Source organism: Deefgea piscis (assembly GCF_019665785.1).
Taxonomy (GTDB): Bacteria; Pseudomonadota; Gammaproteobacteria; order Burkholderiales; family Chitinibacteraceae; genus Deefgea.
In genome coordinates this window covers 2,645,846-2,659,798 of sequence record NZ_CP081149.1, presented here as the reverse complement: position 1 = coordinate 2,659,798, position 13,953 = coordinate 2,645,846, and the positions used below count along the sequence as shown (strand labels likewise).

Here is a 13,953-nt window from a genome sequence, read left to right as displayed (position 1 = left end):
GAGCTGGCGTTTTTGATTAAAGGTTATTGAAAAATTTGCTTTAAGCGCAATAAATCTTGCCAAGTTTTGGCTTTGTCGTGAACGTTTCTTTGTAAATAGCTGGGATGATAGGTCACGATGGTTGGAATGTTTTGGCATTGCTGCTTAATTTGACGCAATTCGCGAATGGGTGCAGGAGTATTGAGTACGGCTTCAGCAGCAAATTGGCCAATTGCGAGAATAGCGGTAGGTTTAAGTAATGCAATTTGCCGTTGCAATATAGGCGCACAGGCTTTAATTTCTTGGCTATTGGGATTGCGCGAGCCATAGCATTTAACCGCATTGGTGATGAATGTATTTTGTAGTTGAGTTTCACCCAAGCTCATCAGCATTTGATTGACCATACGCTGTGCAGGGCCAAAGAGCGCAAGATTATGCTGTTCTTCCGCTTTATTGGGCGCGTCGCTGACAATCAGCAATTGGGCTTCAATTGCACCGGTTGCAAAAACGGCTTGTTGTCGCTGACTACTGCGCGGGCAAGCGGTGCAACTGGCGACTTCAACGCGTAATTGCTCCCAATTGAGTTGGCTAATTCGGTCACTACGGGCATCAAGTTGGCTGATTTCTTCGCTAGACAAGGCTTGGTGATTTGGATTAGCCGCCTCACGATTTTGTTGTAACAAACGGTGCGCTGCGGCGGCTTTATTTGATTTACTGCCACGGCTGATTGGTGTTTCAGTCAAAGTTTGGGCGGCTGATTCAGGCTCGATACTAGGTGCAGCGTTTAAAACAGGGCTGCTTGCTTCCTGCTCAATCTGCGATGACGTGAGTGTGTGTAACACCTCGTGCCGAATCCATTGTGGATTAAGGCCTAGCTCATTGAGGATGAGTGCGCGGCGATTCATGCCTTGTCCTCCAAATGCAGGGTATAGAGCAGTGCATCTTCTCTACCTTCGCTTGTAGGGTAATACCCTTTGCGTCGGCCTGATGGCGTGAAGTCGTGCTTTACGTATAGCGCACGTGCAGCTTGATTGGACTCTCTAACTTCTAAAAATAGCGTCAAGACGTTATGTTGCAATAATTGAGCTTGTAATGCCGTGAGTAGCTGGCTTGCCCAATGTTGGCGTTGCCATTGTGGCGCAATGGCGATGAGTAGTAATTCAGCCTCGTCCAAAGTCACCATGCAAACCGTAAAACCGATTAATTCATCTTGCTGCCACAGGCCATCGCATTGATGATGATTGAGCGAGTCGAGCCATTGCGCTGCTGTCCAAGGATGTGGATTGGTTGCGGTATCAATGGCAAGCACGGCGGCAAGATCGGCTTCAGTCAGCCGTTTTAGCATTATTTTTGCACCCGTTCATGGGTTTTAAGCGCCACTTTGTCACGTAAATAAACCAGCTCAGCTTCATCAGCAGGACGGCCTTGGCCGGCCGCAAAAATAGGCAAAGCAAGCGCCAGTAATTGCGCAGCATGGGGGAAAATCTCGCTACGAACTGTATCGATTTTGGCCCCTAAACGCGCTTCAAGTGCCGCCGAATATACGCTAAAACCATTGCCGACTCCGGTGTAGCCCTCGCCATCAGGCATAGGTACGTCTTCGGGATTACACACCAAGGCCTCAACGAGGGTAGTCCATTGGCCGTTATGTTTTTCAAACACCGAAAAGTAAACTTGGTTCATGCGGGCATCTAGACAACTCACTACCCGTATTGCGCCAGAAGCCTCAGCAATCGCCAGTAAGGTCGATATACCAACTACAGGTATATTACGAGCAAATGCTAATCCTTGGGTAATGCCACAGCCAATGCGTAAGCCAGTAAATGAGCCGGGTCCACTTGGATAGGCGATGCCTTCGATATCGCGCATGGTGAGACCGCATTCATTCAAAAAAGTCTGTAAATACGGTAGCGTGACTTCACTTTGTTTTTGTCCAACCAGCCATTCGCGTGACACGATCCCACTGGGGGTATCGATGGCAAAAGACAAATGTTCGGATGAGGTTTCAATCGCTAAAAAAGGCATGGTAGACGCAAGTTACAAAGAATGAAGTGTGATTCTAACACGCCAATTGCGTGGCGATTGCTGCCGATTGCCTGAGTCTGGCTTATCATGGGCAAATGAAATCTTACCTACTGCTACTATTGTCTTTATGGCTGCTGCCAGCTTACGCTGAGCATGCAATTTCACTTGGCGATGCGCCTAAGTACGCCGCTGACTTTACTGCGTTTGATTATGTGAATCCAGCCGCGCCAAAAGGCGGGAAGATTATTTTGCCCAATCCGGATCGGCGCAATAGTTTTGACTCATTCAATCCTTTCATCATTAAAGGCACATCAGCCGCTGGCTTAGGAGCGCTCATGTTTGAGTCGCTCGGCGTGATGAGTTGGGATGAAACTGCCACCATGTATGGGCTATTGGCCAAAGACATCAAAGTGGCCAAGGATGGCTTATCGGTGACGTTCGTTTTAAATCCTGCGGCGCGGTTTAATAACGGGGAAAAGGTGACGGCTGCCGATGTAAAACACAGCTTTACCGTCCTCAATAGTCGCTTGGCTGCGCCGCAATATGCGTCGCAATTGCGCGATGTAGCTAGCGTTGATGTGATTGATCCGCAAACCATTGTGTATCGCTTTAAAACTGCCAATCGCGAATTGCCGCAAATCGTCGGTACGCTGCCGGTGTTTTCTCAGCAATGGGGCGCCGGCAAAACCTTGGATAAAATCGCTTTAGAACCGCCGATTAGCAGTGGGCCGTACCAAATTAAAGACTATAAGCTCGGCCAATCCATTCGTTATCAACGGCGCAGTGATTACTGGGGTAAAAATCACCCAACACGGCGTGGGCAATATAATTTTGATCAAATTACCTATCGTTATTACCAAGATGAAACCGCCAAACTTGAGGCGTTTAAAGCCGGTGAATTTGATTTCATCACCGAATATGGTGCGCGCAATTGGGCGCGGCAATATCAAGGCCCTAAGTTTCGCTCGGGGGAAATTAAAAAAAGCGAATTGCGTCACCACAATAGCAGTGGCATGCAAGGCTATGTGATGAACTTACGCCGCCCGTTATTTGCCGATCTTCGCGTGCGGCAAGCCTTAGGCTTGGCGCTCGATTTTGAATGGTTAAATCGCCAATTGTTTTACAGCCAATATCAACGTCTCAATAGCTTTTATGCCAATAGCGAACTTGCCGCCAGTGGCGCGCCGACCGCGCAAGAATTACAACTTTTAAAGCCACTGCAATCGCAATTACCTGCCGCAACATTCAGCACGCTCGCGGCGCCACCCAATACCGATCCGCCCAATTCATTGCGGCAAAACCTCAGGCAAGCGCGCGAATTATTAAAACAAGCCGGTTGGCAATACCGCGATGGCGCTTTGCGTAATGCGCGAGGCGAGGCTTTTGAATTTGAGCTCTTAGATGATGGTGGCCCTATGGGGCGGGTGTTTCCACCGCTGGCCCGCAATTTAGCCAAACTGGGCATCGTCGTTAAACAGCGCGATATTGATTTTGCTTTATACCAACGCCGACTCGATGATTTTGACTTTGATATGGTGGTGTTGCGCTTTCCGAATGTGCAAAGCCCTGGCCAAGAGTTGCTTGATTATTACGGCAGTCAAGCCGCCGACACCAAAGGCAGCAGCAATGTGATGGGTTTAAAAAGCCCCGCGATTGATCGCTTGATTGATCACGTGTTGCTGGCGCCCAATCACCAGCAGCAAATCACCGCAGTCCACGCGCTTGATCGCGCCTTGCTCGCTGGGCATTACATTATTCCGCACTGGTATAGCGCCACTCACCGCGCCGCATGGCGCGACCGCTTTGCGATACCCAAAACGATGCCGCGGTATTACCAAGCGGGGGATTGGATGTTGGCGACATGGTGGCTTGCCCCACATTAAACAGGCTGCGCATCCCGTGATTACGGGGCGGGCGGTGCTCGGAATCCTCATGTACCTTGTGTACATTCCGGTTCCTGTGCGCCGGTCTCCCCGCACTGACGGGCGCTCGCTCGGCTTAATGCGGAGCATATTACGGATAGTTGTTTAGATTTTTTAAGGTCAACGTGTTGGAAAAATTAAATTTACATCGATCGATACAGACCATCGCAAGGTTGGTTTTAGCTGAAATACCTGCACATATTACAGCGCAAGACACTGAGGCAAGTATTGCCATAAAGGCTACAGAATTAATGGCTTTGCACGGTATACATACCACTTGGTATTACGATTACCCCGCTTTTGTATTGCTCGGTAGTCGTAGCCAGCTATCGATTTCAGGGCGTGACTATGTGCCGTCAACTGAATTCGTCGGTGAAAATAATTTGGTCACGATTGATTTGAGCCCATCACAGGGCGGAGTGTGGGGCGATTGTGCGCGTACCATTTGCATTGAAAATGGCTGTGTTACGAATGCGCCAGTATCGGTGGAGTTCCAACGTGGCTTGATTGCAGAGCAAACTTTGCATGCCGAACTATGCGAGATTGCTCGCCCAGATATGACGGGCGCGGCGTTGTTTGATTGGGCGAATGCACGGATTAAAGCTCTGGGTTTTCGTAATCTCGATTTTCTTGGTAACGTCGGTCACAGTATTGCAACGCGGCGCAAAGATCGATTTTTTATCGAGCAAGGTCAACAGCAGTGTTTAGGTGACTTAATGTGTTTCACCTTTGAGCCACACATCGCGTCTGATGATCGTTGGGGTTTTAAGCATGAAGAAATTTATGCGTTTGATGCTGATGGATTGTTAAGCGCTATTTAACCGGAAAAGGCATAAGACATGCTGCAATACATCCTAAAACGATTATTCCTGATGATCCCCACCTTGCTAGGTGTGCTGTTGGTGAGTTTTATCGTGATTCAATTTGTTCCTGGTGGGCCGGTGGAGCAGATGGTGTATCAGCTTAAAGGCCGCGGGGCTGCTGAGGCGGCGGGCAATACCTCGGTTGGGTCGTCAAGTAGTTATCAGGCGGCGCGGGGTTTAAGCGAAGAGCAGCTGAGCCAAATCAAGGCGCAATATGGTTTTGATCAACCGGCGCCGGTGCGATTTTGGCAAATGCTGAAAAACTACGCGACGTTTAATTTGGGCGACAGCTGGTTTCGCCATGCCAGCGTCACGCAATTGATTTGGGATAAATTGCCGGTATCGATGAGCTTGGGGATTTCTAGCTTGCTGCTGACCTATTTGATTGCGGTGCCGCTGGGCGTGGCCAAAGCACTGCGCCATGGCTCGCGTTTTGATGCGGTGACCACGGTGATGCTGATGGTGGGGTATGCGATTCCCTCCTTTGTGTTGGGGGTAGTGCTCTTGGTGTTATTCGGTGGTGGTTCATTTTGGGCGCTATTTCCGTTGCGTGGCTTAACGTCGGATGATTTTGCGACGATGTCTTGGTCGGCGCAGCTGATGGATTTTTTCTGGCATTTGGCCTTGCCGGTGACTGCCATGGTGGTGGCAGGCTTCGCAAGCTTAACGATGCTGACCAAAAATAGTTTTTTAGAGGAGATCCATCAGCAATATGTCAGCACAGCGCGGGCCAAGGGTTTGACAGAGCGCCGCATCTTTTGGCGACATATTTTACGCAATGCTGCGCTGCCCTTGGTGGTGGGCTTGCCCGAGGCGATGATTGGTGCTTTTTTTACCGGCAGTTTATTGATTGAAACGCTATTCTCGCTCGATGGTTTGGGGCTGTTGGCTTACGAATCGGTGATTCGCCGCGATTATCCAGTGGTCTTGGGTACGCTGTATTTCTTTACTTTATTGGGTTTACTTGGGCGCTTGCTGTCGGATATTGCGTATGTGGTCGTTGATCCTCGCGTGCAGTTTGGTGCGGTAGGGGGTAGCACATGAGGGCGCAGCATTCATCCAACGGGCCTTGGGCGCGAGCTTGGGGGCGGTTTAAGTCGCAACGGCGTGCCTTGGTCAGTTTATGGCTGTTGGGGATTTTATTGGGCATCAGTTTGCTGGCTGAACTGGTGTCTAACGATAAGCCGTATGTGGTGCGTTATCAGCAGCAACTGTATTTTCCGCTGTTTAAAACCTATCCAGAAACCACGTTTGGTGGCGATTTTCCGACGCCAAGCGATTATCTTGATCCATTTATGCAGCAGCAATTGGCCAGCGAGGGCAATTGGGCGATCTTTCCGCCAAATCGTTACGCCGCTGATACGCTTAATTATTTTGCCAGTGCGCCCAATCCGGCGCCGCCATCGCGCGACAATTTGCTCGGAACGGACGATAAAGGACGTGATTTATTGGCGCGATTATTATATGGCTTTCGCACTTCGGCATTGTTTGCGCTGGCATTGACGCTAACTGGCTCGGTGCTTGGCGTGGTGATTGGCGGGATTCAGGGCTATTTTGGCGGCCGCGTGGATTTATTTGGCCAGCGGATTTCAGAAATTTGGGCCGCATTGCCTGAGCTGTATTTATTAATTATTTTTACGGCAATTTTTGAGCCCAGTTTGAGCTTATTGCTGATTTTGATGACGCTATTGGGTTGGATGGGTTTAGCCGATTACACGCGCGCGGAGTTTTTACGTCATCGCAATCGAGAATATGTGCTGGCAGCGCGCAGTATGGGGTTGAGTGATTGGCAAATTATTCGTCGCCATGTGTTACCCAATAGCTTAACGCCAGTGCTGGCGTTTTTGCCGTTTCGAATGGGGGCGGCGATTTTGGCGCTGACCAGTTTAGATTTTCTTGGGCTGGGTGTGGGCCAACAAACCGCTTCGCTAGGGGAGTTGCTGGCACAAGGGAAGGCCAATTTAGATGCGTGGTGGATTTCGATGTCCACTTTTGCCGTGTTGCTGACCTTGATGTTGTTGTTGGTGTTTATTGGTGAAGGGCTACGGCAAGCACTTGATCCGCGCAGCAAGTGAATTGAAATGACGCCGGTCACCACAGCAAGCCAAACCTGAGCTTTAGTGGTGACCCGCAGTCAGATGGATTAAAACACATCAAAAACTAAGACTTCCGCCGCTTGGCCATTTTGGATTTTGAGTGCGTCTTCTTGTTTAAGCATGATGGCGTCGCCCGCATCGAGGACTAAACCATTGATTTGAACCTGCCCTTTGGCGACATGAAGATAGAGTTTTCGACCCGGCAAAATCGGCATTTCGGCGTGTTCTTCGCCGTCAAACAATCCCGCGTACAGCTTCACATCTTGCAAAATGGTCACCGAACCCGCTTCACCTGTTGGGCTGGCGATCAGGCGCAATTGCCCGCGTTTATCCGCGTCGCTAAAGGTTTTTTCTTCGTAAGACGGGGCGCCGCCTTTTTGCGCTGGCAAGATCCAAATTTGTAACAAATGCGTTTCAGTGTCGTTACTGGGATTGTATTCGCTATGGCGTAGCCCTGTGCCCGCGCTCATTCTTTGCACATTGCCGGGTAAAATCACCGAGCCATTGCCCATACTGTCTTTGTGGGCAATACCCCCAGATAACACGTAGGTAATAATTTCCATGTCTTGATGCGGATGCATGCCAAAGCCCATGCCCGGTGCAATTCGATCATCGTTGATGACGCGCAGTGCGCCATAATACATATGGGCAGGATCGTAATATTCGGCAAATGAAAAACTAAAGTGAGAGTCGAGCCAACCATGGTTGGCGTGACCGCGTTCAGTGGCTTTTCTTAAGGTAATCATATTAAGCCCTTCATTAATTTTGAATGATGTATGCCATAATATGCTTAGGATTGCTGCAGTGATAGCAAAAAAATAGCACGATATCATTCAAATTTTTGGAATAAGACTATGCTACGTCTTTCGATCGAAGCGTTAGAAATCCTCGATGCCATTGCGCGGCGCGGCAGTTTTGCTGCGGCTGCCGCTGAGGTACATCGCGTGCCCTCGGCGGTCACCTATATGGTGCGAAAATTAGAAGATGATTTGGGCGTCGAGATTTTTGATCGCAGCGGTCATCGCGCGCAGTTAACGCCGGCAGGGCTTGAGCTACTCACCGAAGGGCGACACTTACTATTGGCGGCCGGTGAGCTCGAATGCCGCATTAAGCGCGTGGCGACGGGCTGGGAAACTGAGCTGGTGATTGCGGTGGATACCGTACTGCCCTTTGATTTAATTTGGCCGATGATTGCGCAATTTGATGCGTTGCAATCGGGCACACGCTTGCGTTTTATTGAAGAATCATTAGGTGGTTCTTGGGAGGCATTGCAAGAGCGCCGCGCTGATTTAGTCATTGGCGCCATTAGCCATTTGGGCAATCATTCGGCAACGCAATCGAGCCATGTGTTGGGTGAGCTCAATAGTGTATTTGCCGTTGCACCGAGCCATCCTTTAGCCAGCGTGAGTGAGCCTCTGGCCGCGAACATGATTCAGCAATATCGGGCGATTGTGGTGCCTGATTCTTCGCATCATTTATTGCCGTATACGATAGGTTTATTGTCAGGGCAGCAAACTTTACGCGTGCCCAGTATGCAGCATAAATTGAACGCGCAAATTGCCGGACTGGGGTGTGGTTATTTGCCTCTGGCGCTGGCGGCGGCGCCTTTAGCCGACGGGCGCTTGGTGGCCAAAGCGGTGGCAGAGGTGAGCCCGCCGATTCGAATGTGTTTTGCTTGGCAAAATAATAATGTTGGTCATGCATTAAAATGGTGGCTTGATTTCTTGATGCAAGACTCAAGCATTAAACAATGGCTAGCTCGCGGTTTGAATTAACGCGGTTTGCGCGTCGCTTGGTGTTTAAAGTTCGACCCGATTACGACCTAAGCTTTTGGCACAATACAGCGCTTGGTCGGCACGTTCAATTAAGCTACTGAGGCTGTCGCCTTGATGCGCTTGCGCCACGCCAATACTGATGGTCACCGCTCGATCACCGAGGCTGGCTGGCCATCGGTGTTTTTCTACTTGGTGGCGAATTCGTTCCGCGACTTTGGCCGCCGAAAATAAATTTAAGCCGCGCAAAGACAATAAAAATTCCTCGCCACCATAGCGCACCGGCGTGTCGATATCGCGGCAAGCACGTTGCAAAATAAAGCCCAGTTCCCGCAAGACTTCATCGCCGACTAAATGCGAAAAATCGTCATTGATTTTTTTAAAGTGGTCTAAGTCCAATAATAAAATCGATAATGGCTCTTGTTCGCTAATGTTGTGTAATTGCTGTGGCAAATGGGTATCTAGCCAGCGGCGGTTGGCCAGCTTGGTGAGTGGATCTTGCTCGACCTCGGTGCGTAATTGATCGAGTTTTTGGCTTTGCTGGGCTTGTACTGCAATCAGTTGGCGGTTTTCTTGGCGGCTAATTTCAAGGCTAAAGCGGGTTTCTAGCAATGCCAATTGCTTGAGAATGCGCGGTTCTAATTCTAAAATCGGCGCGCGTTTAGCGAGACCATGCTCTAAATCATGCGCCGCTTGCAAAGCCAATAAGGCTTGTTTGGCTTGTCCCATTTGCTCGTAAAGTGTTGAAAGTGCCAGTAAACAGTCGCGCAGTAATTGCGTAAATTCACTGTCTTTGGCGATGGCCTGCGCTTCAAGCAGACATTGTTCCGCCTCTGAATAACGTTGTTGCTGGGTGTAGATCAAACCCAGTTGATGCCCGCATTTGATTTGTGCCCAGAAGTGGTGTGTTTGTTCGGCGTAGGCTAAAGCTTGGTTCAGGTAGTGAATGGCATCGTCGTTTTGATTCAGTTGCAATAGTGCTTGTGCGCGCCAAAGAAAAGATTCTGCGAGTTCATGATGAAATTGATGTTGCTGGATAATCGGGTCGGCTTCATCGAGTAATCTTAGGGTATCTGCAGGGCGCTTAAGCCACATCGCATCTGCAGCCAGATACAGTCGAATTGTGCAGTAAATATAGGGCGTGGCAATATTGCGACAATATTGCAGGGCTTGCAGATGCAGTTTATAGGCGCGTTCATGTTCATCGGCGGCATTAAAAATACCACCAATGGAAATAAATGCGGCGATTGCGGTGGTGGTGTCGCCTAGTTCCAGTCCGAGTTCAATACAAGTGAGCCACAATTGAATCGATTGTCGATAATTGCCCATTGTGTACATTTGATCGGCAAGTTGATTCATGATTTGCAGACGTTCTAAAGCCAAATCAGCGCCTTGCGATAAATCGAGGGCTTCATTGAGCGTATTACTTAAGGCATGGCTTTGGCCTAATTCAGTTTCTGCTTGGGCTTTGAGTAGTAAGAGTGCAATTTTTTGCTTCGGATTGACGCGTGGATTGGCGCTATTCATTTCATGAATCAAGGCCAAAGCCGGTAGTGGCGCATGTTGCTCTAAATTGTGGCTGATTTGTTGCAGCTGACTACTAAATAAGGTGGCATGGTTCATGATAGGGCGGCGTCCGAAAAAAGCTTGGCCTCGATTTGAGTCAAAATATCCATCTGCGTATGGGGTGCTTGAGCGAGCATCGCCGCCGTGCTCACTGGCTGTGTTTCCCATGGTAATAATTGCAAAATTTGATCGAGATGACGTTGTGTTTGCAATAAATCAGCGCCGCTGATCGCCGGTGTGAGTAGGGCGTAGACCCCATCGGCGTAATGGCAAAGCACACTGCGCTCGCAACAGAGGGCCGACAGTAGAAAAAGCCGTTGCTGATGGTTATGGCTATTTTGGGCCAAGCTAAATCGAATAAAAATTAAGCCGACCTCAGTTTTATCTTTAATAAATTGTTTTAACTGGGCGAGCCAAAAATGACGAATAAGTACTTTATTGAAGTCGTCATTTTTTTTGACTTCAATTGCATGTTTAAGTAATTGCTGCTCTTTTTCTATTTTTTGAGCCAATTGCATTAATGGCAATGAGTTAAAATTATGCAAGCCGTATTGTTGCTGTTGGGCGAGCGCGCCTAATTCTAATTGTCGATGTGTTTTAAAGTGATTTAAAGCCTCATCCCAATGTTCTTTTTTTTCGGCGTATTGCGAACGGATTAAAGCAATTTGGCTTAAAAACCCATACAAATGAAAATGCTCAGCCAGTGCGCTGGCGTGATTGAGTGATGAGCTGGGATCCATATTTTTAGCTAATGCCACTTGCGCCAAACTCACTTGCGTGAGGCATTGAGCCCAAGCGAGATTGTCGTGTTCGGCAATTTGTTGCCATGCTTGCAGGCACTCTGCTTGCGCTTGATCAGTCAGATTGAGAGATAACCACACCCGAGCGCGGTAATTATAGATTTCGGCATACCATGTTGGATTGGTGTATTTACTCACATGGCGATCGGCTTGTGACAGGCTCTTTAATGCATCTTCAAACAAGCCTTGTTTTAAATGTTCCCGACTTAAACAAATTGCCGCTTTGGCGGCCAATTGCGCGTCGTTAATTTGATTGGCACGAGTTAATGCTTCATTGAGTGCCGCTTGTGATTTTTCGTATTGCAAATCGAGCGCCCATAAATTGCCTAAACCAATGAGTACTTCAATTTGTAATGGTTCAATACGTAAAGTGCGGAGTAATTTAAGGCATTTGTACCATGCGCTTAAAGCATGGGTATAGCTTGATTCTGCAACGTGGATGAGGGCTGAAAGGTGATACCCTTCTGCCAATAAATCGTCGGCGTGATTTTTCTTGGCATAGTGCAAGGCTTGGCGTATGGCCAGTTTGGCCGCAGCATAATCCATATCAGCCCAATGAAATTGAGCTTGCAATAAAATCGCTTCAGCAATGCCGTGCTGATATTCAATGGCTTGGGCGCAAGTTTGAATCAATTGCGCTTGCTGCAGCAAGGCTTTGGAGGTGACTGGGGGTTGTTGTTTGAGTGCTAACAATTGCAGATCAATAGATAAAATATTCTCAGCCATCATGACGATTTATTTCTTTAAAAATCGAAATTAAATCCGATTCATATATTGATGAAGTGATAGCTTGTAGTGTAACTGATTTGCACTACATTCTTGTATTTATAAATAATTTAATCGCAAATTCAGCATATTTAAATACAGTTGATTGATAAGATGGTTTTATTGCTTTGCCGCTCTTTTCGCGTGATTTACGTATTGATTTTGCGTTTGAAGTGCATAAGCTAAGCTCGATCGCTTAGCTTATGCAAATGAAGCGTTCATTTGGGAGAAAAACCGCCATTGCTGGCGGTTTGGTGTTTATTGGCTGGCTTCTACTTGAATGCGTAAAGTCACTTCGTCGCTGACTGCAGGGACATAAGCGCTCATGCCAAATTCACTGCGTTTGATCGTCGCGATTGCATCTGCGCCGCAGGTTGGTTTTTTGCTCATCGGATGTGGGCTGCATTTGAAATCAGTGACTTTTAATGTGACGGGTTTGCTCACGCCTAATAAAGTCAATTGACCGACCACACTGACTAATTGATCACCCGCAAATTTAAAATCATTGCTTTTGAAGGTCATGGTTGGGAATTTTGCGGTATTAAAGAAATCTTCGCCCTTTAAATGTGCATCACGTTTTTCCCAACCCGTGCGTAGGCTAGTGGTGTCGATGGTGATATCGGTTGCACCTTTTTTTGCCGCCAGATCCAGCGTGATGCTGCCACTGGATTTATCAAATGAGCCGCGTTGTGTTGAGTAACCTAGATGTTTTACTTCAAACGTAGGTAGGGTATGTGATGGATCAATGGTATAGACCTCTGGTGCGGCAAAGGCAGTTGCAGCCAGAGAGACAAATAGAGCCGAGCGAATGAATTGATGCATAGTGAAAACTCCAGTGGGTAAGTCGATAGAGAGGTACAAAATTTGATACTCGCGGTTAACGTTTAACATGTCTTGCGAGGATCAAATCTTTAACGGCGCTACGGATTAATCTGCTTTGCCTGTGAGCAGCAGTTTGTATTTCACAATGACTTCGTCGGCCACTGTGCCGGTGTCGGCCCAAACGCCGTCACCAATTTTGTATTGCAGGCGCAGCACCGGAATGCTGCCTTCAAGCAATAAGTCGTTACCAAGCGCTTTAGCGGTCATGGTGCCGCTAACGTCATGACTGATGCCTTTCATTGTGAGCTTGCCTTTAGTTTCAAATTTACCACCGCCTAATGCTTTAACGCTGGTGGCGGTAAATGTGGCTTTAGGATTACTCGCAATATCAAACCAAGCTTTTTTCTTGGCTTCGCCGTTGCCGTCAGGGCCACCCACATCAATGCTGGCTAGATCGACCAGGATTTCCGCTTTAGCGGTCTCTGGTTTGGCGGGATTAAAATTAATTTTGGCGGTAAAGTTTTTAAAATTGCCGTCAACAGGGGTATTCATTTGCTTAAAAGTAAAGTTCAGCTGACTTTTTGCGTTGACTAAACTTTGTGCGGCCATCGCGTGACTGCCAATCAGTAATAAGCTTGCAGCAATTAAGGAACGAAACATCGTGCTCTCCAATATTCAGAATGATGATGATTTATTTGTGATTTAAAAATGGCAGCATCCGCGCCAAAGTGCTGTCTTTATCAATGAGCTGATGTTTAATCGCCCCTGCGATATGCAAGACGATCAACGCCAATAGTGTGTAAGCGATTAACTCATGGGCTGAGACGAGCAAATTGCCGACTTGTTCATTTTTTGCGATTAAATCGGGCAGTTTGAATACGCCGAAGTAGACGACGGCAAAGCCTTTAGCTGAACTCATCAGCCAGCCGACTACGGGCAATAAAAACATCAGAAAGTACAGTAAATGATGGACGCCGATGGCGAGTTTGCGCTGGATTACCGGTAACTCGGGGTCGACAATAGGGGTACCCCTGATGAGTTTATAGCCAAAGCGAACGAAAAATAAGCCAAGCACGGTAATACCGGTCCATTTATGCCAGTTAATCATTTTGAATTTATCTGGCGATAAGGGCATATCGGCAAAAAACCATGCCAAAATAAATCCCGCAATGATCAGTAGTGCCATCAGCCAATGCAGGCTGATTTGCAAGGGATCATAATTTTTGGGCGCTGAATGTTTCATTTTGATTGTTCCTTATTCAGTATTTCTGAATTGTGTAGGCATCATAAGCGTTCATGATCTTTACGAATAGCGTAAATACTTGTGTGTTTCGTTCAAATAT

General features: G+C 47.9%; 14 protein-coding genes. 5 read left to right on the top strand and 9 right to left on the bottom strand.

What is annotated here, in order from left to right:
* Window positions 1-23: 23 nt before the first annotated feature.
* From K4H25_RS12410 to tsaB, 3 genes are read right to left on the bottom strand one after another with little or no spacing between them, the layout of a single operon-like run.
* On the bottom strand, window positions 24-884 hold the full coding sequence (locus K4H25_RS12410) for a uracil-DNA glycosylase (RefSeq protein WP_221020806.1): 861 nt from the start codon (window positions 882-884) through the stop codon (window positions 24-26).
* Entirely contained in the window at window positions 881-1,324 is a 444-nt protein-coding gene (rimI, locus tag K4H25_RS12405; protein WP_221020805.1) for a ribosomal protein S18-alanine N-acetyltransferase, read from the bottom strand. The genes K4H25_RS12410 and rimI overlap by 4 nt, the downstream gene beginning before the upstream one ends.
* Window positions 1,324-2,004 (bottom strand): tRNA (adenosine(37)-N6)-threonylcarbamoyltransferase complex dimerization subunit type 1 TsaB, encoded by a 681-nt coding sequence (gene tsaB, locus K4H25_RS12400; protein ID WP_221020804.1) that lies wholly within the window; start codon window positions 2,002-2,004, stop codon window positions 1,324-1,326. The genes rimI and tsaB overlap by 1 nt, the downstream gene beginning before the upstream one ends.
* A 95-nt stretch (window positions 2,005-2,099) precedes the next feature.
* On the opposite strand from tsaB, the gene K4H25_RS12395 reads away from it, so the two are divergent.
* From K4H25_RS12395 to K4H25_RS12380, 4 genes are all read left to right on the top strand, one after another.
* Entirely contained in the window at window positions 2,100-3,887 is a 1,788-nt protein-coding gene (locus K4H25_RS12395) for an extracellular solute-binding protein (RefSeq protein WP_221020803.1), read from the top strand.
* Between the two features lie 164 nt (window positions 3,888-4,051).
* Window positions 4,052-4,747, top strand: coding sequence for a M24 family metallopeptidase (locus tag K4H25_RS12390; protein WP_255587608.1), 696 nt, complete (start codon window positions 4,052-4,054; stop codon window positions 4,745-4,747).
* Between the two features lie 18 nt (window positions 4,748-4,765).
* Window positions 4,766-5,833 (top strand): ABC transporter permease subunit, encoded by a 1,068-nt coding sequence (locus tag K4H25_RS12385; protein WP_221020801.1) that lies wholly within the window; start codon window positions 4,766-4,768, stop codon window positions 5,831-5,833.
* Window positions 5,830-6,864: an ABC transporter permease gene (locus K4H25_RS12380; RefSeq protein ID WP_221020800.1), complete on the top strand. Its 1,035-nt coding sequence runs from the start codon at window positions 5,830-5,832 to the stop codon at window positions 6,862-6,864. Before K4H25_RS12385 ends, K4H25_RS12380 begins: the two co-directional genes overlap by 4 nt.
* Before the next feature lie 68 nt (window positions 6,865-6,932).
* Here K4H25_RS12380 and K4H25_RS12375 read toward each other — a convergent pair whose 3' ends face one another.
* The gene (locus K4H25_RS12375) at window positions 6,933-7,631 is read right to left on the bottom strand and encodes a pirin family protein (RefSeq protein WP_221020799.1); all 699 of its coding nucleotides are present in this window, start codon (window positions 7,629-7,631) and stop codon (window positions 6,933-6,935) included.
* Window positions 7,632-7,739: 108 nt separating this feature from the next.
* On the opposite strand from K4H25_RS12375, the gene K4H25_RS12370 reads away from it, so the two are divergent.
* Window positions 7,740-8,660: a LysR family transcriptional regulator gene (locus K4H25_RS12370; protein WP_221020798.1), complete on the top strand. Its 921-nt coding sequence runs from the start codon at window positions 7,740-7,742 to the stop codon at window positions 8,658-8,660.
* 24 nt (window positions 8,661-8,684) lie between these two features.
* Here K4H25_RS12370 and K4H25_RS12365 read toward each other — a convergent pair whose 3' ends face one another.
* The 5 genes from K4H25_RS12365 to K4H25_RS12345 all read right to left on the bottom strand — a co-directional run bounded on the left by K4H25_RS12365 (window position 8,685) and on the right by K4H25_RS12345 (window position 13,853).
* Entirely contained in the window at window positions 8,685-10,280 is a 1,596-nt protein-coding gene (locus K4H25_RS12365) for a GGDEF domain-containing protein (protein ID WP_221020797.1), read from the bottom strand.
* The gene (locus K4H25_RS12360) at window positions 10,277-11,752 is read right to left on the bottom strand and encodes a tetratricopeptide repeat protein (protein WP_221020796.1); all 1,476 of its coding nucleotides are present in this window, start codon (window positions 11,750-11,752) and stop codon (window positions 10,277-10,279) included. Before K4H25_RS12360 ends, K4H25_RS12365 begins: the two co-directional genes overlap by 4 nt.
* 294 nt (window positions 11,753-12,046) lie before the next feature.
* Window positions 12,047-12,610, bottom strand: a complete 564-nt coding sequence (locus K4H25_RS12355) for a YceI family protein (RefSeq protein ID WP_221020795.1) — start codon at window positions 12,608-12,610, stop codon at window positions 12,047-12,049.
* 105 nt (window positions 12,611-12,715) lie between these two features.
* On the bottom strand, window positions 12,716-13,270 hold the full coding sequence (locus tag K4H25_RS12350; protein WP_221020794.1) for a YceI family protein: 555 nt from the start codon (window positions 13,268-13,270) through the stop codon (window positions 12,716-12,718).
* A gap of 31 nt (window positions 13,271-13,301) precedes the next feature.
* Window positions 13,302-13,853 carry a cytochrome b gene (locus K4H25_RS12345; RefSeq protein WP_221020793.1) on the bottom strand — a complete coding sequence of 184 codons (552 nt, stop codon included), beginning with the start codon at window positions 13,851-13,853 and terminating at the stop codon, window positions 13,302-13,304.
* Between the last annotated feature and the right edge of the window lie 100 nt (window positions 13,854-13,953).